The organism is Bacteroides fragilis, from assembly GCF_019583405.1.
GTDB lineage: Bacteria > Bacteroidota > Bacteroidia > Bacteroidales > Bacteroidaceae > Bacteroides > Bacteroides fragilis_B.
This window is the reverse complement of the sequence record NZ_SZUU01000008.1, coordinates 133754-154304: the sequence shown is the minus strand read 5'-3', so window position 1 is coordinate 154304 and position 20551 is coordinate 133754. Positions and strand designations below refer to the sequence as shown.

The window sequence follows — 20551 nt, the reverse complement described above, 5'->3', positions numbered from 1 at the left end:
ACCTCCTATCTTTTAAATGTATAAAGAATCACTACCGGATTGGCTTCATCCCCGATATTCAATACATCAGGAGCCTGCTTTAGATATCCTTTTTCACGTAAAGCTAAAAGAATATCAGCATTCACCACTTGTACGCGTCCCCCATCCGCCATTACATACTCCGGCCAGAAAGGTATCCCTCCATCTATATCATTATCGATGCCAATTACATTGCCGCCTGGAATGGCAGCACTACATTCCAAATAATCATCCGGAATACGCTGCGATTTCAGTTCACCGGTCTTCTTATCGAATCTTTGTATAAAAATAGCATCTCCTTTGTACAGACGCAAGTAAAGATAGTGAGGAGATTCGAACAGATCATAGACTCCAATAATCTGATCCGTTTCAACTGTATTATCCCTGAATTTATTAATATTGGCAATATCCATATAATATTCAGTCGGGTTTTCCCGTTTCAGAACATAAGCCGGCTCTATTCCATTAGCGTAAATCCCGGCCACCGTATCATTGCATGCAGTAAACAGCAGCACCCCTTCTGTAGAAGGAGAAAAGCAGATTTCTTTCATGAAACAAACGTCCTGAGAGAGTCCTTGTGGAAAAAGAGACTTAGACTTTAACAGCAAACCATCAGCCTGTTGCAATGCGCCTGCCCATGGTGCTTGTTCAAAGGGCTTCATGACCAATCCTTTCAATGCTCTCTTCCCATCCGCAAAGACATACATTCCACCGGCCTGCTTCACCGTTGTATCATTCCGTAGAAAAGTTCCGTCATACGAATACACCAATGCATCCCCTCCATACTGGAATATAGATAATTCTTTATTGCTATCATCAACCGCAAGTTCACTTATCATACTATACTCTCCCGGCCCATTTCCCTGGCGGCCGACCCGACGTATAAACTTACCCTTTCGATCAAATTGCAACACTTCTTCAGTCTTTCCGTTATACATAAACATGTAATCCGTCGTCACCTGCAGATTCAGCAGATTACTTATCAGACATGAATCAGTCGTTTCCAAAGGAACGTATTCTATACTCTCCACATCTTCCTTCATGGAGATCGGAGCCTCTTCTTGCAAAGCAGAGCGGATATTGACAACCGGACATTCGGATAAAGAAGCGACAGGTTTCGGCTGGCAAGCTACCAGCCCGAACAGCCACAAGCTGTTCAACAATAATATTGTGTTTTTCATAATGATTGTCTCTTTAATATTGTTTTTAGGGAAGTGTATATACAAAGATACTTCTTCAATTTGAAAAATCACTTAAAATCAATCTATTTTTATTCCCCATTATAAATCCGACAATCAAATATCATATAAACTTAGTATAGTCAGTCCGGAAAGGTTGGTTGTCCAAGCCACCTTAGCATCTCCGCCTTACTCCTTCTGCAAGTAGCTAACAATGCTTCTAAATTTTGTTTATCCCGCTCCCCCATATCAAAACCCGAATTGATGCCCCTCGGATGATGAAGATGATATAACGGTCCTTTTACACGCGTAATGGGCAACTCTAATATTTCCAGGCGTTTTACTCTTTCGGCATCTTCGGGACCCCAACCATAAAACGCTTCATTCTCTCCGCCTGCCCGCAGATAGGCAACCCTGTTCACAAGAAAAGCTCCTCCCACCGAAGGTCTCATCCCTATTGAAGTAGCATCCACCTTTTCCAACACTGATACGTCCTTGCGGATTCTATCACTCATAGCTTCATTCAGAAAGATAAAACGCCCGTCATACGGGAAACACATCACACAGCCCGAACAAATCCTGCCGACCGCTTCTCTCAACTGAACCGGCGGAATAATCACATCCGTATCCCAGATACCTGCAATCGGGAACTTAGCCGATCGCAACAATATATTTAAATAACGTGTCCGGTAGAACACCGGATCATCATCTTTCACAAACCGATAGCGTAACCTCTCACACGTCTCAGACAAATAAAAACGTTGCTCCGTATCCGCCTCAAGAATATCCACAGACACCTCTGTCTGCTGTAGCAGCAAAGAAAGGATAAACCGAAGATTCTCCGCCCTCTCCGGATTATCTACCCGCAAGGGGATGACAATGCTAACCTCTCTTGTCAGATCCATACCGCCTCCCTTCCAGATGTAATCATGCCCTTCTCACAGTACTCCATCAGTTTCTCGACTTTTGCATTGAATACATCCAACCGATGCAACAGGCAAAGAATAAAAAACACCTCTTCGAAAAGTGAACTTTCCCTGACTCCGGGCAGTGAGTCTGCTATCCAGTCAATCAGGTAAATTAAATGCTCTTTCATTCGTAGCACCTTGATGTCTTCCTCACCTTTCCTCCGGGACAACCGGTAATACAGATAATAAGCGAGACCACAAATACCTTTCCCGATGCCTAAAGTTCCGATCGCCCTACTATTAATCGTGTTAAATACCCTGCAATCGATCTGCCATAGAATCTCGTCGGCATCCCCTTCCACAAAGCCCTCCTGCAACAGATACTCAATTCCGACACCTATTCCGCACAAACCGTCACCATAAGTCACCGGAAGTTCCAAAGAACAATTCTCCATCACCTCATCCAGCAACACTTCTGCTTTCTCTTCCCACTCTTCTTCAGCCGTCTGCCGATAAAGACGATAGAATCCGATGATTTTTCCCATTTCTCCCATCATCCCCGGATTTTCTATCCCTCTTACGCTTTCCATATTTTCTTTATTGACGTAATCAATCATTTTATTACACCGACCAGGCAACCACTTCCGGAATTTGCCTTTCCTCTTCCGGGGGAAACGTTCTATAATCTCCATAACAACGGGTCAGATAAGCATCGTATCCTGACGGAACCGGAAACTCCACTCCTTCAAATCGTGTAGTATCCAGATATTCCACCTCATCCAGCCGCAAATGAATACGGCTCTCACTCAAATTCCGTTCAAAACTGTTCGACAAAGCATTCTCATACTTACCATCCCAATCATAGATGAAAAGATCCAACTGTAATCCACCGAACTGCATCGGCTCGGCCGGAGTCTTTTTATCCGGAACATACCGACTGTGCCGATCTCTCAACCGCGCCTCAACCAACCAGCTCCATGGAGCCATGGCCGGTTCTGTTTCCGGAGTCTGAAAAAAAATATCCTGAGGCAGTTCCGGTACACCCTTCTCCAGAAAGAGTGCATAATCACTCCTTAACATCCCCACATCCGTATCTGTATCCCAAGGTATAAACCCCTGATGTCGGATAGCTCCCAGCAGTGTACCATAATCGAGCCAATAATCAATATCGTGCTTCTTGCAGACAGTATCGAAAGACTGCAATAAATAAAGCATCCTCCGATGTGCCTCCTTTATATCTATATTCATAATTTATATTTTAATATTCCGGCCAAATACCGGTTTTCCTCTTTACTCCTGATAGCAATACGAATATACTGCTTTCCATACATTCCCCTCTTCAAACTACAGTCTTTTACCAGAATATCATGCTCTCTCAGCAAAACTTCCGCAAGCTCTCGGGCGCTGTACTTATGGGTCACTTCACATAAAAAGAAGTTTGCTTGTGAAGGAAATACCGCTAAATAGCCTACCTCCTGAAGTTCTTCAAAAAAGAGCGTTCTTTCCTCTCTAAAGCGGGCACATGCCTGCCGGTAGTCGATGGTGTATTTGTCCTGAATCTGTAAATAGTACTCCGCCAAAGAGTTTATATTCCAGACCGGAAGTTTCTGCTGTAATTCATCCATTAATTTATGGTCACCGGAAACAGCAATTCCCAATCGTAATCCGGGAATTCCATGTGACTTAGACAGGCTCTTTATCACCACCAGATGATTATACTCCTTCAGTATCTTGTCATCAATCAGAGAAGTTTCTTCTCCTCCCTCCGAGAAGTCAATAAAAGACTCATCCACAATCAGCCGTATCGAACGCTCCTGAGTCCATCCCGCTAATGAAATCAAATCCTCGTAAGGGATACTATTTCCGGAGGGGTTATCCGGATTCAGCAACAGTAATGAAGTCACTCCCTTATCCTCAAAAAATGTTTTCAGGTCGCTTACGGTATAGCGATAACCTGGCCCCAACGGCAAGAAAGTCTCTATCCGGTCATCACGCACCAGATATTCTTCAAATGTAGGAAGAATCACCCCCATTCTACCGGAAAGCAACTCCATCAGCTTTCTTATCAACTCTGCCGCGCCATTCCCCACCGCGACAGCCTCCGCAGGAATGTTCCAGTGCTTCGCCACCAATCGCCTGTTTACATAACTCCCCGAAGGGTATTGCCTAAGCAGTTTATCAAAATTAGCCTTCAGTTCTTCCAGCATCCTTTCTGTCGGGAAATGTGGATTCACCAGATAAGCAAAATCAAACAAGAAAGGAAAACGCCAATACCCTCCATAACGTTTTTGGTAACCGGACAAAAGCCCTTCTTTCTTACCAAATAGCGTTTCGGCAATATCTAAATCCTGCATGTCATCTATCTCATACCACTTTTCACCCTCAAGCGGCAAAGCCTTCAGCCCGGCTTTATCCAACAAAGACAAAACGGCCAGTATTTGTTCGTAATATGCACTATTATCAAAACATTTGCAATAGGCTTCCAGAAAAGGTACGTACTTACCTACAGAAAACTCCTTACTAAAACGATAGATATTCACCGTCTTAAAATAAGTAGAAGTTTTTTCGTACGAAAAAGTATGTTTAGATACAAAGTCCACAATAAACTGCTTTTCATCCACAGTCACCATAGTCCCGTCCATCCAACTCTTATAACGGTCTACTACTGCTACATCCGGATACGGTTCTTCGAGCACTCTTTCAAGTATTCTCTTCTCAAAAACAATATCCGATTCTAACAATAAAGTATCATCAGACGCTAAGTGGTGCCGTGCCAGAAACAGAGAATAAATATTATTGGTATGTGCATAGTAAGGGTTTTCCAGATAATAAATAGGAATTCCGCAATATTCATTTCCCAGATACGCCCGTAGTTTGTCACCTTGAAAACCAATCACAAGCACAATCCTCGATAGTCTTGCGACTGCCAGGTTTGCCAGTAACCGATCTATGATCCGGATACCGTTCACCTCAATCATACATTTAGTGTCGTACCGGGTCAATTCTCCCAAACGCCTACCCATTCCTGCTGCCAATATAATAGCCTGCATATCTGGCCTCTTATTAAGTTCTTAACTCCGGCTAACTCTTCATACAACCGATAACACAATCCACTTCTTCGCTATCTCCCATTCCTAATAATAAACAGTATCACATATCTCTCTACCTATCAACGATCGAATAAAAAAACTATCACTTACATAGAAGTTTCTTCTTGAATAACAAAGAAACATCATCGCATGGAAAGTATGTTTAGGATAGCTCTTACCATGATGTTTCGAAATTATGCGAAAACCAGAAGGGGTGCACCCCATGACATCCAACTGAAGATAGTAAGAAAAAAACAATTTCATTTAACATCACACAAGTTATATGTATTAAGACAATATTCAACGTCTGTTATAGAGGAACAAAGAACAGAAAACAAACAATCAGAACACGGTTTAATATCTTTCCTTGTAACAAACCAATGTCTGTATTGAGAAAATTCTCTAATTAATAAATCATATACATTATCATAAGGAAGTCTACCGATACTTGGTTTATTTACATTTGAATAGACTTCACCATTAGATAAAATAACTAAATGCCCAAAGTGATTAGAATCAAGAGCTGAATTAGCCAAAAGCTGTTTTTCCTCATGCCTTCTATTGAAAAGATCATCTATTGAAAAAGAAAGATTTTCAACACAAAACTCTTTATTATTGCCAGTATAATAAAAGCATATAAAACAATTTTGAGAATCAGAGTAAGACTCTAATTCTTTCAATTCACGATCATCACATATTAAAAATTGGAAAAATAGCTGCTTAAACTTTGAATAATCTCCTAACTTGCATAAGTTATCATAAGAATTAGTCCAAACAACATAAGTTATATCAACAGATTTATCTTCAGAAAGAGCTATTTTCTTAAATTCATCAATCAGGATGTAGACAACCAAGTTTGTTTTCACCTTTAGCATCTTTATCAGATTATTTATATTTACAATGTTATTATCTCCAACATTCCCAATAATTAAATTAACCTGAGATAAATTAGGAAAATTACACTCAACAATCGTTTTTATCAGTTCAAAGCTTAATTCAGTATTCTTTCCTATTTCAGGAAACATGTATTGTCTATATGCCTCAGGATACCCCTCCCATTTATCATTACATGAAGCATTTATAAAAAAAGATATCTGAAAAACATTTTCATTATAATGCACGTAAGATTTTTGACGATCATTTTCTGTAAAGATTTTTTCTTGAACAACCTTTCTATTAATAGCTCCAGGTACTTGTTCATTTAAAACTTTTAAAGAAGGAACTATATGTATTGGCATATGTTCACTATCTAAAGACAGAATATTACCAGATATCGATTCTAAAACGAACTTAGTCAATTCCTGAAAATCGATCACTTCAGCAATATCAGCATCTATTCTGATACCATAAAACGATAGATCCGAACATTCTTCTAACAGACGAAGCTTTTCTACCAATAACAAATTAGAAACTGTCATGTGAGCTCCATTTATAGTGTTATAAAGCAATGCCGTATGTTGGCTTAAAGAAATATGCACAAAATTATAAAAACACAAATATTCAGCCATATCTACTATTTTAATTTTACTACAATTAACGCAGGATTTAATTCTTCTTTTAAAGGTTGAGTTCTAACAGAAATCAAATAATTGCCATCTTGGGAAATATACTCCGGGAAGAAAATATCACCCTCCAGATAAGGAGGAAGCTTACCTGTAGGTTCACCAAAATAGTCCATCTCTTTTTTTGACAATTTTAGTTCGTAAAGATCCGCCTGATGATTTGCCTTATCATAGAATGCAGTTAAGTAATATTGCTTCTTCTGATCTATGTCTACCGTAATAGCCCCTAAGACTAATCCATTAGCAGTCATACTGAATAAAGGAACGTATGGCATGTGCAAAAACAATTCTTCGTCCGGATTTTCCAAAGAGTAGCGCAATCTATCGTTAGATCTCAGCTTTCCCCAGTCGATTATATATTCGGGAGAAAGAGAATGCTTCACCGTATCCACAGAGAAAATAGTGTCATTAAGCAACTGCTTAAAGTACAACTTATCATATAAAGATGAAAATTGGGCTTCACGAGGGAAGAAACAAACTCTTTTTGCCTGATAGTTTTGTTGATATGGAATAGCCCATCTCTTTTCATCCCGTAGATAAAACACAAGACGTTCTTTTTCATCTCCTCCACTCTGAGCTTTAAAACCTATAAAGTTCTTGTCCGACATTGGATAAATGGCAGAAAACATGTCCGGAAGTGCCTGATAGGATTCAATAAACTTCCCATTTAAGGAGTAAACATTAACTTTATTATTTAAGTCTGTAATCAAAACACGATTGTTTATATAAAGCAAATTCATCAACATCGTATATTCCTCCGGACCACTTCCTTTCTGAGCTATATCACAAACAAATTTTCCGGAATGAGAAAAAAGAGAGCACTTCTTACCATATCCTATGATAAAATACTGATCGGTCATTATTAACTGGCTCACGTATGGAATCAGTAACGAATCATTCGTCTCTAATTGCACAACCTCTACACTTTCCGCAATATCATATACAGATTTCTCCACCGGATTCTCGATAGCATCGGCTAAGTCTATTACAGGATAAAGACTATTTTCTTTCTTACTACACGAGTAAAAGAGAAATGTACTTAAACAAAAAAATAAAAGTGATTTCATAATACCGGTAATTTTAAATGGTTTCTAAATTTATGACACACATTAACCATATCACATATATAAGAAGTCATATCTTTACGAGAAACTGGGGCGCAATTTATATCATGTTGTAAAAAGCATTTGGGACAAGACTGAATCCTATAACATAAAGTACATTTAGGACGTAAAATATCATAATACGAATTATATCTCTCAACAACCTCTTTCAGGTTCAGAATAAATTCATTCTTATCATTTACATAACCCAATGAATATTTATAACCAACTCTCTCACAAGGATGAACTTTACCATCTGCAGAAACAAAAAGTTTAGAAGTAAATGGAATACAGGCTCCCCCCGGAACATAATTCACATATTCGTAATCATTTACCAACTCCTTAAAAGTCTTATAAAAATAGCCACTATATGCTTCATAAAAACGACTCAATGTAATTAATGAAGGATTCAACTTTAAATAATCGTCAATAGGTATATTGTGCTGGCATAATGCTTCTGAATTTAATCTACGATACATGTGATTAAAAGTTCCAAAAGCATTCTTTTTTACAAAAGAAGTAGCTAACGTAGAGATCATTGGCACTTTGTTTAATTTGTGATGATAAAAATGCAATAATGACGATAATTCATTTTGATCATGTAAAACGGCATTAAAAGATACATTCTTAACATAAAAATCAAAGTGCCTTTTTTTTAGCTCTCTAATATTAGAGTATACTCTATCGTATGATTGTCTCCCACTTTTTAATGTTCTATAAGAAGAAGCTTTCTTATCACCATCAAGACTAATAAGAAGAGAAATATCCTGCTCAACAATATAATCCATATATTTATCTAGTAATACGGCATTAGTTGTCATATTATAAGTAAATGTAAGAAACTCAGATTCCCGACTTTTTGTATAAGATATTATTTGCTGTACCAAATCAAATCTCAACAAAGGCTCTCCACCATAAAAGCCTATTGTAATAGTTCTTTTTAAACCACTTAATTGGTTTCTCATCCCCTTATTCAAACAAAAATCAATGACAGATTTTGCTACATCAAAAGATAATTCATTCCCAACACAATCTTTTTCGGTCTCATATAGATCTCCATACACACAATATTTGCAACCAAGATTACATTTCTGAGTCAACTCAAATGTTATAACTGGTACACTTGCAATGGAATATTCTATATCCTCTACATCTATACCTGCACCAACTTTTATATTGTCAAAATCCAAAAAACCATATTTCTCAAAAAAAGAGCATGTTCGCGCAGCTATACTATCCCCTTCCCAACATTCCCCTTCAGCCCAATAAACATCAAGCATATTATAAACCTCAGGAGTTATCTGTAGAAGTTTTTTCTTACCAAAGCTATACAAATAGCAATAATTATATTGATCCTTAAATATAATAGATTTCATTTCATAATTTACATAAAAGAGGTGGTAGTAAACTACCACCTACATTAAACTAAGCTCCAGGGTTACCTTGCCAAGAATAAACGTCCTTGTTAGAAGACATCTGCGTTTCTTTACTTGCATCTGTTTCTGTCCATGCATGGTTACTTACTAACCAACCTGTACACGTACAGTTACTTTCGCGACAAGTACCAGGCCCGGTACAACTACCAGCCCCTCCCGTAATCTTAAACTGCTCACCTTTTGAGAGATTTAAAACTTTTAGCTTTTTCATATTTACCTCCTTGTTAAATAATTAATAATGATAATATATCAAAATGGGATTATCCCCAGATTTATTACTCCTTAATGTTTCATCACTATTTGAATTGATATACCCCGACTTTCGCAATTGCTCTATTTCGCCAGAACTAATACTCGATACATAAACCTTTTGAAGAGGAAACGAATACTGGAAACGGATTGGAATATCACCATTCAAATGGTTTACATAGCCTCCTAAAATACCATTAGGAGGATAATTAACTCCTTGAAGAACCTTATTTTTTTTATCATATCGCATAAAACATAAAGTCGGGCACGGATGTGGAGCCTTTGGATGATAACAACATAAATAGAGACCAGAGTCTGTTTCTATGGCCAAAGAGTTGCCGCTGACTCCAATTCCTTGAACATGATCTATTTTATCGCGTGTATTACCATTAAACAAACGATACACCGGAAAAATAGAATCGACAGTTACCTTATACAAAGTGGTATAAGGCTGAACAATTGGGCTGCCACTTCCCCCATTATTCCAAACCAACATGCTTCCATCTGATTGATAAGTGAAACTATAATAGCTAACCTTACACAAAGCCAAAGTGTCAGACGGAACAAAATAGTTCAACTGATGTATCATTTCCCCCTTTTCTGAAAATACGGCTCCGCCAAAATAATTCTTATCAGTCAATGGCATACACCATGGTGAAAAAGCAGCCAGGAATTTTTCATTCAGTCGATGTACATATTGAGAATGATATGGCATATTATACAATTCAGCAATATTTCCTTGATAGTTACCATCATAATCATAGACTTCTGTAGTGCCCTCTGAACCGCCTTCCTGATTCAGATAAAGCAATTCCTTGAATTCATCAGCTCCAATCCATAATTTTAAAGACGAATAATCGTTGGATATAATCTTCTTTATAAGCTTTCCTTTCCTATCGTATTTAAAAACTCCTGCATCACTACCGGCCAATACGAAAATATAATCTTTAGTCACTGCCATACTGAGTATACTGGCACGAACCGGCAATTTCACTAAATTATCCAACTGGACATACGAAATGCTATCTACCAATTCCTTCACTGAGATGGAGTCCTCTCTATCTAAAACACTGGTCATCTCAACAATCGGACAATCAGATGGCACCTGAGTTAACAAATCAATCTTCTCTGAACGGGAAGAAGAGCAACCGATCAGATGCGTCAATATACCACAATATAAAACTAATCTAATCTTGTTCATTTTGATTTTATATTTAAATAAAAGTCCAACATCTTATTTCTAAATAAGTCAAAACCATATAATTGTATATACCGATTAACCAAATAATCTTTAATACTTTTTTTTTCTAACAAATTCAGGCTCAAAGCAGTAATCATCTGCTGTGCTAATATCTCAACATTAATAGAACAAATCTCTTCCTGAGATATATTAACTCTAAAAGGATAAGATGGTCCAACCATTTCATTTACTCCTGCTACAGAAGTTGCTACCAAAGGAATTCCTCTCATCATCATTTCAATCATTACATAACTACATTGTTCTGTATATGAAGCAATAACCCCTAAGTCAACCATAGAATAAATACAATCCAATTTATCTTTCTCAACTCTACCAACAAACGAAACTTTATGCCATATTCTTTCACACAGTTTCAAATAAGTAGCGAATTCACCATCTCCAACAATGACTAAACGTACATTCTGTATTTTATCCTGTACCATGCGAAAGGCTCGCAATAGTTCTTCTATCCCTTTATTATGATCCAAGCGTCCTACAAATAATATCAAAATTTCTTTTTTACCTAGAACCGGCTCCTTTTCACATTCATTATCTTGAACAGATAGCTTATGTGGCAAGCCATTTGCTATATATTTGAGTTTAGCTATAGGGACTTGATAATCATTTATCAGGATCTCTTTAGTACTTTTTGAAAGACAAATAACATAGTCAACATAATTAAACATTTCTTTCTCAACCGTAAATGCATCAAACACATCTATTTCCTTCAAACTCCTTTTGGTCGCATCTTGAGATAAAATAAAATGGAAATAAGTCCTATTTCCCTTTAAAACAAAACACCAATTAAGATAATGCACGGTAAAACAAACCATACATCTTATCTGCCTGCTCCTCAATGATCTTACAATTGCCACATCTTGGTAAAAATTCAAATGAAATACATTAATATTAAATAAATCAATATACTCCTGAAGGATATATGATATATTTCGACAGTACCTTTCATACAAAAAAGAATTATCTTGAACATCAACACTAGGAATAAGAAATTGCCTTATACCATTATTGGTTCTCATTTCAATATTTTCAACATTTGCACAAATCTGGACTATTGTTAAATTTAAGTCCGCACGCTCTCTTACCACTTTTGTCAACTGTTCAACATATGTTCCTACACCATATTGTGAAGCTACACTTGAATTATTAATGATATAAATATTCCTCATATCGAAGATTGATCCCAAATTATTTTTAATCCTTTTTTCCAAGACAAATTATTATCGCCATCACTCCCTCTTATAATCTCTGCCTGTATCTGTTGTATAGAATAATTCACAGGACAAGCTACACATAATGCTTGAAGAAAAGCCGTATCAAAAAACGACTCTCTACCTATATCCAGTATTAAACGAATACGTATATATGAAGCTATACCAAGCAAGCCTGTTTCCAGAGAATGATTATTCATTTTTAAAAGATTGTATTCCAACAGCTTATTATCAAGAGATTTTAAAACGTCATCCACATTTCCATCTACAAATTTTTGCTGAAACAGATATACTATTCCCCACCCAATGCCACATAAGCCATCCGCAAAGTAAATCGGTATATCTTCATGAACATCTTCAAAAACCTCATCCAATAATTCACCAGCAAATTCCTCATATAAAGGGTTTTGTATATAACGGCTATAATGAAAGAAAAACAAGACAAGTCCCATCTTGCCATTAAAAAGTCCCAAACTTGGAAGGAAGCTTCCATGAAGCATATAGTATTGAGCTATTTGTTGTAGTTGTGAATCCATATCTTTATTAGATTTGTTTGCAAGGTATGCCCACCTTACTTCATATCCAAATATTATCAGAAAAAATGTACCGAACGTAGCCTTTTTTTATACCGAACGTCATATACCTATAGAAATAATCCTTATAAACAGAAATATATCTAAAAAACTGATACCTTTGCCTCTGACAAATAATCCTTTTTAACCACACAAGCATGAAAACCACAATACCAATCTTCTTTGCAATCAATGAAGAATACATTGACCATTGCTGTACCTCTATAGTATCTATTCTTGAGAATAATAGATCTTTGAATATAAGCATATACATTCTGACAGATTGTATTTCGTTAGAAAGCAAAGAGCTCCTTCAGGAAATAGAAAATGTATTTACCTGTGTAACTATCCAATGGGAGATAATAGATTCAGAATCATTCAAGCAACTCAAGAAAAAAGGAGGATACATCACCGAACACACTCTTTATCGTTATGCCATCGCAGATCTTTTTCCCAATCTGGATAAAGCCCTATACCTGGATGCAGATTTAGTAATTAATGGCAGCATAGAGCCATTGTGGGAACTGGATTTGGAAGGTTATTATTGTGCAGGAGTGGATGATATCTTTATAAGACGAATCAATTATAGAAAGATACTGGAACTAACAGAAAAGGATGTATACATCAATGCAGGCGTACTGCTGTTGAATCTGAAAGACCTTAGAAAAGATAAAATACAGGAAAAGCTATTGCAACACACATCAATCTATATAAACCGGGATCGATATCAGGATCAAGATGCGATTAACTGTATATGTAAAGGCAAAATAAAGCTAATTCCCAATATCTATAATTTCACTACCAGTGAAACTTTGCATACCCCTGAAATGTTATCCGGCATCATCATCATTCATTATACCGGAAGTATAAAGCCATGGCATCAAGAGTACACTTGGCAAGTATTAAAAGAGCTATATTGCAAATACAATAGCTCTATGGACAAAATCAAAGATCAACTTTTATCAAGGTGGATGGAACGAATGATTGAGCTTTTTCAATTAAGCCCAAAAACGAACGATACAGAATTAGAAGAGGAGGCAGATAAATTACTGAACAAGATAATAGACCACTGTTCTCCGGCTGTTCCTATCACTTATGAGAATGGGTTATGTGGCATTGGAACGGGAATTGAATATTTACTGCAAAAGAAACTGGTCGAAGGCAATAGTGATGAAATACTACATCAAATAGACTCCGCTGTATATTCAGTCATTGAACAAAAGTCTTTGACTGACCTCGGATTAAGAAAAGGAGTTTCGGGCTTAGCTTACTATTTCTATTCACGTCTATGTACAAGAGAAAACTTCAACACTCCCACAGCCTTAAAAATAAAAGAATATCTCTTCCACCTAATAAATTGGATAGCAGAGTTGCTTCCGGATACAACTAATCGACTTGTATTATGCGAAGTTTACCTAGTTCTTAGCCTGTTACACGAGCTAAACATCCCTCAAGCACCAATAGAGACATTAATGCGCAATAGCCTGTCCCAAATAACAGGCTATTAGTTCCACAGCTACTAATACTTATATAAAAATCAGAAATCTATCAGTATCTGACCACATTCATTATTTCAGCTTCACTACAATCAACGCAGGATTCAATTCTTCTTTTAAAGGTTGAGTTCTGACAGAAATCAAATAATTGCCATCTTGGGAAATATACTCCGGGAAAAAAGTATCACCCTCCAGATAAGGAGGAAGCTCACCTGTAGGTTCACCAAAATAATCCATCTCTTTTTTTGATAATTTTAGTTCGAAAAGATCCGCCTTATGATTTGCCTTATCATAGAATGCAGTTAAGTAATATTGCTTCTTCTGATCTATGTCTACTGTAATAGCCCCTAAGACTAATCCATTAGCAGTCATACTGAACAAAGGAACATATGGCATGTGCAAAAACAATTCTTCGTCCGGATTTTCCAAAGAGTAGCGCAATCTATCGTTAGATCTCAGCTTTCCCCAGTCGATTATATATTCAGGAGAAAGAGAGTGCTTTACCGTATCCACAGAGAAAATAGTGTCATTAAGCAACTGCTTAAAGTACAACTTATCATGTAAAGATGAAAATTGAGCTTCATGAGGGAAGAAACAAACTTTTTTTGCCTGATAGTTTTGTTGATATGGAATAGCCCCCCTCTTTTCATCCCGTCGATAAAACACAAGACGTTCTTTTTCATCTCCTCCACTCTGAGCTTTAAAACCTATAAAGTTCTTGTCCGACATTGGATAAATGGCAGAAAACATGTCCGGAAGTGCCTGATAGGATTCAATAAACTTCCCATTTAAGGAGTAAACATTAACTTTATTATTTAAGTCTGTAATCAAAACACGATTGTTTATATAAAGCAAATTCATCAACATCGTATATTCCTCCGGACCACTTCCTTTCTGAGCTATATCACAAACAAATTTTCCGGAATGAGAAAAAAGAGAGCACTTCTTACCATATCCTATGATAAAATACTGATCGGTCATTATTAACTGGCTCACGTATGGAATCAGTAACGAATCATTCGTCTCTAATTGTACAACCTCTACACTTTCCGCAATATCATATACAGATTTCTCCACCGGATTCTCAATAGCATCGGCTAAGTCTATTACAGGATAAAGACTATTTTCTTTCTTACTACACGAGTAAAAGAGAAATGTACTTAAACAAAAAAATAAAAGTGATTTCATAATATCGGTAACTTTAAATGATTAATGTGATATAGAACCGAACAATCGGACAATCAGATGGCACCTGAGCTAACAAATCAATCTTCTCTGAATGAGAAGAAGAGCAACCGATCAGATGCACCAATATACCCAAATACAAGGCCAATCGAACTTTATTCATACTTATTTATATTTAAAACAACAATCCAACATTCTATATTTCGATAGACAGACAAAGCTATTTTTTCAAATGAGCTATTATAAGAACCGGATTATCATCTTCTCGCACGCGCTGCATCAAGTTCAGTATTTGCGGAGCCACAGTCCGTCCGGCAGACTGTTCCTCTTCTATAAATTCTTTCAACTTATAAGGCCAGATGGTAGCTAAAAGCTTTTCATTATACGCCCCCCAAGAAGGAAAGAAGGTCTTCATACCACCCAGATCATCTACAACCTGTTTCACCGCAAATGTCTCACCCGTACGTTTATTGTAAATGGCTGTTAATAGAGGAGGCTTAGGCAGTTTACGCAGCTCCCAGTATGCCATATATTCATAGACAGATAAAAAAACAAAATGCTCTGTTTCAAAAACACCGGATACTATATATTTGTGATCCAGCATTTTAATCATTTTTGCATTTTCCAAGTTGCCCGATTCCCAACATTTAAAAGCATCAGAAAATAATCCATCTTCATATAGATACTGGGTAGGAAACCGTAATTCTTCATCCAACTCCACCACCCAGCGAGGTATCAGGGAAGTGGGGGTAACAGTAAAAACTGTATCCGTATAAAAATTATAAAATAAGGTCGTATCTTTATAGTAGCTCGTATACTTCACACTCCCCATGGACGGAGCGATCCCTTTCCTGTTCCACGGCATCATACTGCGTTTGGCTACAAACTCGTAATCCGTATTTATGAAATAAACCGTATCCGGAGAATTATAAAACATCAGGTTTTCTCCTGCCGGAGCAAAGCAGACCTGATTGACCAAATGTCCAACCGGTGCAGTGTCCATTGTTTTCTGGGTAAACCAGCTTAGCTCTTTCCCCGTACACTTCCCCCGGTCATCATATTCTATTATTTTAGAGGCATTCCCATAGAAATGATTATTCAAATATACTATTTCGGCCACATGCGCATAGATATCTTCACAAGCCCCTTGACCCTGGCTCCCAATACGGAACAAGAACTGCCCATTCCAATCAAAACAATAGTTTAAGTAAAATATGTATTGGGGAGAAAAGGTCAAACGCTGATAATTACCTAACATACAATTCGGATTCGTTTCCAAAGGAATATAACTGACACTATCCACCAGCTCCGAAAGCATCATTTCCTCTCGAACATTCTTTATCGCAGTTGACAAATGAATAATATTATCTCGAACAACGGGATTAGGATCCACTGTTTTTTTGTTACTACAAGCCGTGAAGCCCAATATCATAACACCCAGTATCAATTTCATGCGCATAAAAAATTCCATATCCACCTATTCTTTAAATTAGCAATTACAAGAACCGGATTTTGCTCCTCATCCAGTGAATCGCTAAGCATAACCAAACGCTCACTCACAATTCCTCCCTTTTCTTTCTTCTCTTGAATATATTCCTTCAACTCAAACGGCCAAACCGAAGAAAAAAAACTTTAGATTCAAAATAATAATTCTTCTATTTTAAAGTTGCAATCATCAAAATCGGATTGCTATCCTCAGTCACACTTTCCAGAACTCGGATTAGCTCCTTTTTCTTGGACTCATCTATTACAGTAGATGATTTTATTTGGTCGATATCAATCCAGTTTTCATCACCACCGGGTTCTAATATATCTATCCAGTATTTACCGGAAGAACGGCTGTCAACAGTAAAATCACCTCCACCTAAATCATTATCTAACACAAAATCACGTTTCATTTGGCGCAAAGGAAAGCTGAACCAGGGCACATCACGCTCGGTTATTGCACTTTGTCGCTTTTGCAATCTAACACTTCCATCTTTTTTATTATAGCAATAGGTATATACCTCCTCTCCTTTACTACCCACCAAATAAATGAAAGCTTTAGTCGGATAGTAGGACTTGATCGAAAAATAATCGAAAGCCTTTCTGTCTTTAAACCATAAATGAGTCGCTTCATAATCCCCTTTTTCTTCATCTGTAAAGATTGCATATTGAGGCAAAAGTTGGTTTGTCGCATCATCATAACAATAAATAGTATCGGTATCCGGATATTTGAGGGTCAATTGACCATTGTAAGTATCCACACTGGTTAGATACTCCATCCAATAATTAACCATCCGATCCATATTGGCACGGTTGGCTATAATCTGTTCTTCTTTACCTACATGTGCCGGATTTTTAAAATATTTCTTTTTTTGAAAGTCGTCGCCCAAAGAAACGAATGACCACAATGAATCTTTATCTATCGGCCTATACAATCCGAAATTTTGAGTAGCAAAGAATTTTTGATTATTCAAGATATATTGATCATACGGAGATGCAAACAACTGCAAAATCATTTGAATATCAACAATCTTTCTTTTAAAGTTTCCTTCAAAATCGTATGCTAAAACGCCGTTAGTATTGGCTATAATATACACTTCTTTTTTATCTTCATCGACAAGAAAAGTTGAATAATTGGTATATTCACCCGGACCCTGTCCGATGCTACCTATTTTATTCAGAAATTTTCCCGTACGGGAAAAACGATAAATGTAGAATTCGCGTCCATGATCTATCCATATATTATGATCAGTTACTTGCATTTCCGTAATGTCACTCAATACAGATTCATCTGTCATTTCCAAAGGAACAATTTCCAATTTCTCCGCCACCTCACTCAAAAGAAGTGAAGGTACAGTCGATACATCCTCAGAAAGATTAATGACAGGTACTCCTGACTTGGATATAGGCTCTTGCTTCTTATTGGAACTGCATCCCAATAATACAAATACGCCGATTAGCAATAAGGACATCTGTTTCATAGCCACAATTGAATTAAGATTTATTGTTTGTGCATAAGGTCCCCACTATCCAATATTAGAGACGAGAATCTCCCTGCAAATGTTTTCACGGCTACAATATACTACATTTTCGTAGTATATAATCTTTTTTTGCAGTTTTTTTCTCCCATACATCTTTTATGACCTAAACCTAAATAGTATCATTTTGTACCATAAAACATTTCTTAACTGTAGCCAGCTTACGAGTGCTAATCCTATAAATTTTATTATTATCCATCTTTATATGATATGCCCCATCCTGAAGTACACAATCTACAATACGCTCTTTATTTACTATAATTCCTCTATTTATCAGCAGAAAATCGGCAGGCAATTTTTCCAGAATCACACGTAGGCTTATTAAAAACAGAATACTGTTCCTACCTCCTATTTGTAATATACAGTAAGGCTTGCTATATTCCACAGCAATTAAATCCTGATACAAACATTCTCCATAAGATTTCTTATATGAAAACGTTATCTTATCTTCTCTAAACTCTATTTTATCCATGGCTAACAGATTTGAATTACATCACTCAAAAAGGGACCTCCCTCCTTGGTTCAAAGTTAAATCATGTTGAACCAATTCGCAAATTATCTACCCAGACAAATCATTGAAGAATAATGCAATATAAACCACTGTATATAAGCACAATAAACATGAAGCGCACGATTTTAACCCTAAATACCCGGACAGTTACAAGCTTGTAATACAAGTCAATTTTACCATTATACCTACTTTTGTCCTCTATATCCACCAATATAATGCCAACGGTTCTTCCAAAAACCTTCTTATGGTCCACTCCTATAAAAGACAATATTTAGTCTATACCTTCTTTTGAATTTTATAAAAATAGAAATAAAAACAGAGATAATAGAATTACATTAGTTAGTCCGAACAATCCCTCTAATCAACATTTTTAATGTTATATCAGGATCATACTTCTGTTGTTTGCAAGAAACAAATCTTTCATACGCAAAACATTTGTTCTTTTACTCCAATATTACCACTATAGGATTGTCTTCTTCTTTACTACCCGTTTTCTTTTTCACTTCATCACACAACTCATCAGGTTGCAGCAGAGCTATAAAACAGCCATCAGAACTTACTCCCCTAACTCTGAGAGATTGTCTATTAACTGTATCCAACAGTCTATCTCCGCACATCAACACAACTCTATGATCAGCTTTATAATATAGTCCACAAAAAGCCTGCCTATTTTTAGTATAGAACCCTGTATGAAAATGAAAATAAATACATCTCTCATTTTCCAAAGCATAATCAATCATGATTTTCTTTTCACATCCACCTTCTTCCAACCGATCTTGATATTGCCAAGTCCAATCCCCTAGTTCGAAAATTAAATAAGGTTTAATTTTACTATCTGACAGCGTATAGATCGTATCGTTGAATGTTTGTTTTAATCTAATATCATTCTCAAACCGCCATAAGGAAGGACTATTAATGGCTGTGTAAAACTTTCCACCATTGGCAAATGAAGCCATTGTCAAATCACCGCCATAAGATGCATAATCCCCTAAAAGTTCCGATACAGATTGCAAATCATCCATAGGAAGTAAATCTACTGGTAAACCTACTATATCTATAATGTGATTAGAGTTTTCGTCTATACAAAATAAGGGTGACGTCCGATTGGAAATATAAAGTTTATTATGTCCCCATAGTTTACCATAAGTAATATATAGATAGCTTTGCTGCAAATTATAGCGTACATTATCATCTATACAAATTCTATCTTTATAATTACCAGCTAAATCATACAATATTAAATCATTACCCCAACCTAAAACATATATTATGTTTTGGTCATAATCAACCCAATAGTTCACTTTTCCCCAAGCATCTTTAGCATATCCCTGCGGGTCTGTTCCGACATGACCTATATCCCGAATAAATTTACCGGTAGATCGATCAAAAAGTTTCAGGCATTGATTTACGGAAGATACAAGTATGGCATGCTCTAACACCCTCATATCCGGCATTTCTCCCACAAGGCTACTATCATTTGTTTCCAATGCTACATATCTCACATTAGAAGATATTGTCTGTGCCGATATCTTTCCCAAAGCATTCATTGCTGCACCCACATTTATCTTATTATCCAGCTCAACATTCTGCATACATGAATACAAAACACATATAAAAATTACACACAAAACTTTCATACAGAATTCATTTTAAGATGTCATTATTATAACACAACCTTGGATCTGTATTTTACAGATCAAATTCAGCAGCCCACATAAAGTACAATGACGAAATAAACAGTTTCATACCCTA

At 36.7% G+C, this 20551-nt stretch carries 17 protein-coding genes; 1 reads left to right on the top strand and 16 read right to left on the bottom strand.

Annotation, left to right across the window (positions count from 1 at the left end; genetic code table 11):
• Nucleotides 1–5 precede the first annotated feature (5 nt).
• The 11 genes from FDF36_RS16555 to FDF36_RS16505 form a co-directional block, all read right to left on the bottom strand.
• Nucleotides 6–1199 carry a 6-bladed beta-propeller gene (locus FDF36_RS16555; RefSeq protein WP_220392099.1) on the bottom strand — a complete coding sequence of 398 codons (1194 nt, stop codon included), beginning with the start codon at nt 1197–1199 and terminating at the stop codon, nt 6–8.
• Between the two features lie 140 nt (nt 1200–1339).
• Complete coding sequence (locus tag FDF36_RS16550; RefSeq protein WP_220392098.1) at nt 1340–2101, bottom strand: galactosyltransferase-related protein; 762 nt, start codon at nt 2099–2101, stop codon at nt 1340–1342.
• Complete coding sequence (locus FDF36_RS16545) at nt 2092–2694, bottom strand: hypothetical protein (RefSeq protein WP_005811673.1); 603 nt, start codon at nt 2692–2694, stop codon at nt 2092–2094. The genes FDF36_RS16550 and FDF36_RS16545 overlap by 10 nt, the downstream gene beginning before the upstream one ends.
• Before the next feature lie 31 nt (nt 2695–2725).
• Nucleotides 2726–3352 carry a LicD family protein gene (locus FDF36_RS16540; protein ID WP_220392097.1) on the bottom strand — a complete coding sequence of 209 codons (627 nt, stop codon included), beginning with the start codon at nt 3350–3352 and terminating at the stop codon, nt 2726–2728.
• Nucleotides 3349–5154: an aminotransferase class I/II-fold pyridoxal phosphate-dependent enzyme gene (locus tag FDF36_RS16535; RefSeq protein ID WP_220392096.1), complete on the bottom strand. Its 1806-nt coding sequence runs from the start codon at nt 5152–5154 to the stop codon at nt 3349–3351. The genes FDF36_RS16540 and FDF36_RS16535 overlap by 4 nt, the downstream gene beginning before the upstream one ends.
• 299 nt (nt 5155–5453) lie before the next feature.
• On the bottom strand, nt 5454–6701 hold the full coding sequence (locus FDF36_RS16530; protein ID WP_220392095.1) for a hypothetical protein: 1248 nt from the start codon (nt 6699–6701) through the stop codon (nt 5454–5456).
• Nucleotides 6702–6706: 5 nt separating this feature from the next.
• Nucleotides 6707–7822, bottom strand: a complete 1116-nt coding sequence (locus FDF36_RS16525; protein ID WP_220392094.1) for a 6-bladed beta-propeller — start codon at nt 7820–7822, stop codon at nt 6707–6709.
• Nucleotides 7819–9234, bottom strand: a complete 1416-nt coding sequence (locus tag FDF36_RS16520; protein WP_220392093.1) for a radical SAM peptide maturase — start codon at nt 9232–9234, stop codon at nt 7819–7821. The genes FDF36_RS16525 and FDF36_RS16520 overlap by 4 nt, the downstream gene beginning before the upstream one ends.
• 292 nt (nt 9235–9526) lie before the next feature.
• Entirely contained in the window at nt 9527–10744 is a 1218-nt protein-coding gene (locus FDF36_RS16515; protein ID WP_220392092.1) for a hypothetical protein, read from the bottom strand.
• On the bottom strand, nt 10741–11970 hold the full coding sequence (locus FDF36_RS16510) for a glycosyltransferase (protein WP_220392091.1): 1230 nt from the start codon (nt 11968–11970) through the stop codon (nt 10741–10743). The genes FDF36_RS16515 and FDF36_RS16510 overlap by 4 nt, the downstream gene beginning before the upstream one ends.
• Nucleotides 11967–12548, bottom strand: a complete 582-nt coding sequence (locus tag FDF36_RS16505) for a hypothetical protein (protein WP_220392090.1) — start codon at nt 12546–12548, stop codon at nt 11967–11969. The genes FDF36_RS16510 and FDF36_RS16505 overlap by 4 nt, the downstream gene beginning before the upstream one ends.
• Nucleotides 12549–12742: 194 nt before the next feature.
• Here FDF36_RS16505 and FDF36_RS16500 point away from each other — a divergent pair, with 194 nt between their 5' ends.
• Complete coding sequence (locus FDF36_RS16500; protein ID WP_220392089.1) at nt 12743–14092, top strand: glycosyltransferase family 8 protein; 1350 nt, start codon at nt 12743–12745, stop codon at nt 14090–14092.
• A 60-nt stretch (nt 14093–14152) separates the two neighbouring features.
• Here the strand turns inward: FDF36_RS16500 and FDF36_RS16495 are convergent, their stop codons facing one another.
• The 5 genes from FDF36_RS16495 to FDF36_RS16475 form a co-directional block, all read right to left on the bottom strand.
• Nucleotides 14153–15268 carry a 6-bladed beta-propeller gene (locus FDF36_RS16495; RefSeq protein WP_220392088.1) on the bottom strand — a complete coding sequence of 372 codons (1116 nt, stop codon included), beginning with the start codon at nt 15266–15268 and terminating at the stop codon, nt 14153–14155.
• 217 nt (nt 15269–15485) lie between these two features.
• Nucleotides 15486–16736 (bottom strand): 6-bladed beta-propeller, encoded by a 1251-nt coding sequence (locus tag FDF36_RS16490; RefSeq protein ID WP_220392087.1) that lies wholly within the window; start codon nt 16734–16736, stop codon nt 15486–15488.
• A gap of 184 nt (nt 16737–16920) precedes the next feature.
• Entirely contained in the window at nt 16921–18231 is a 1311-nt protein-coding gene (locus FDF36_RS16485; protein ID WP_220392086.1) for a 6-bladed beta-propeller, read from the bottom strand.
• Between the two features lie 169 nt (nt 18232–18400).
• The gene (locus FDF36_RS16480) at nt 18401–18760 is read right to left on the bottom strand and encodes a LytTR family DNA-binding domain-containing protein (protein ID WP_005803941.1); all 360 of its coding nucleotides are present in this window, start codon (nt 18758–18760) and stop codon (nt 18401–18403) included.
• Between the two features lie 482 nt (nt 18761–19242).
• Complete coding sequence (locus FDF36_RS16475; protein WP_220392085.1) at nt 19243–20436, bottom strand: 6-bladed beta-propeller; 1194 nt, start codon at nt 20434–20436, stop codon at nt 19243–19245.
• Nucleotides 20437–20551: the final 115 nt, after the last annotated feature.

Coding starts and splice junctions, on each gene's coding strand:
- FDF36_RS16555 (WP_220392099.1), bottom strand. CDS start 1,199: ATGAAAAACACAATATTATTGTTGAACAGCTTGTGGCTGTTCGGGCTG.
- FDF36_RS16550 (WP_220392098.1), bottom strand. CDS start 2,101: ATGGATCTGACAAGAGAGGTTAGCATTGTCATCCCCTTGCGGGTAGAT.
- FDF36_RS16545 (WP_005811673.1), bottom strand. CDS start 2,694: ATGGAAAGCGTAAGAGGGATAGAAAATCCGGGGATGATGGGAGAAATG.
- FDF36_RS16540 (WP_220392097.1), bottom strand. CDS start 3,352: ATGAATATAGATATAAAGGAGGCACATCGGAGGATGCTTTATTTATTG.
- FDF36_RS16535 (WP_220392096.1), bottom strand. CDS start 5,154: ATGCAGGCTATTATATTGGCAGCAGGAATGGGTAGGCGTTTGGGAGAA.
- FDF36_RS16530 (WP_220392095.1), bottom strand. CDS start 6,701: ATGGCTGAATATTTGTGTTTTTATAATTTTGTGCATATTTCTTTAAGC.
- FDF36_RS16525 (WP_220392094.1), bottom strand. CDS start 7,822: ATGAAATCACTTTTATTTTTTTGTTTAAGTACATTTCTCTTTTACTCG.
- FDF36_RS16520 (WP_220392093.1), bottom strand. CDS start 9,234: ATGAAATCTATTATATTTAAGGATCAATATAATTATTGCTATTTGTAT.
- FDF36_RS16515 (WP_220392092.1), bottom strand. CDS start 10,744: ATGAACAAGATTAGATTAGTTTTATATTGTGGTATATTGACGCATCTG.
- FDF36_RS16510 (WP_220392091.1), bottom strand. CDS start 11,970: ATGAGGAATATTTATATCATTAATAATTCAAGTGTAGCTTCACAATAT.
- FDF36_RS16505 (WP_220392090.1), bottom strand. CDS start 12,548: ATGGATTCACAACTACAACAAATAGCTCAATACTATATGCTTCATGGA.
- FDF36_RS16500 (WP_220392089.1), top strand. CDS start 12,743: ATGAAAACCACAATACCAATCTTCTTTGCAATCAATGAAGAATACATT.
- FDF36_RS16495 (WP_220392088.1), bottom strand. CDS start 15,268: ATGAAATCACTTTTATTTTTTTGTTTAAGTACATTTCTCTTTTACTCG.
- FDF36_RS16490 (WP_220392087.1), bottom strand. CDS start 16,736: ATGGAATTTTTTATGCGCATGAAATTGATACTGGGTGTTATGATATTG.
- FDF36_RS16485 (WP_220392086.1), bottom strand. CDS start 18,231: ATGAAACAGATGTCCTTATTGCTAATCGGCGTATTTGTATTATTGGGA.
- FDF36_RS16480 (WP_005803941.1), bottom strand. CDS start 18,760: ATGGATAAAATAGAGTTTAGAGAAGATAAGATAACGTTTTCATATAAG.
- FDF36_RS16475 (WP_220392085.1), bottom strand. CDS start 20,436: ATGAAAGTTTTGTGTGTAATTTTTATATGTGTTTTGTATTCATGTATG.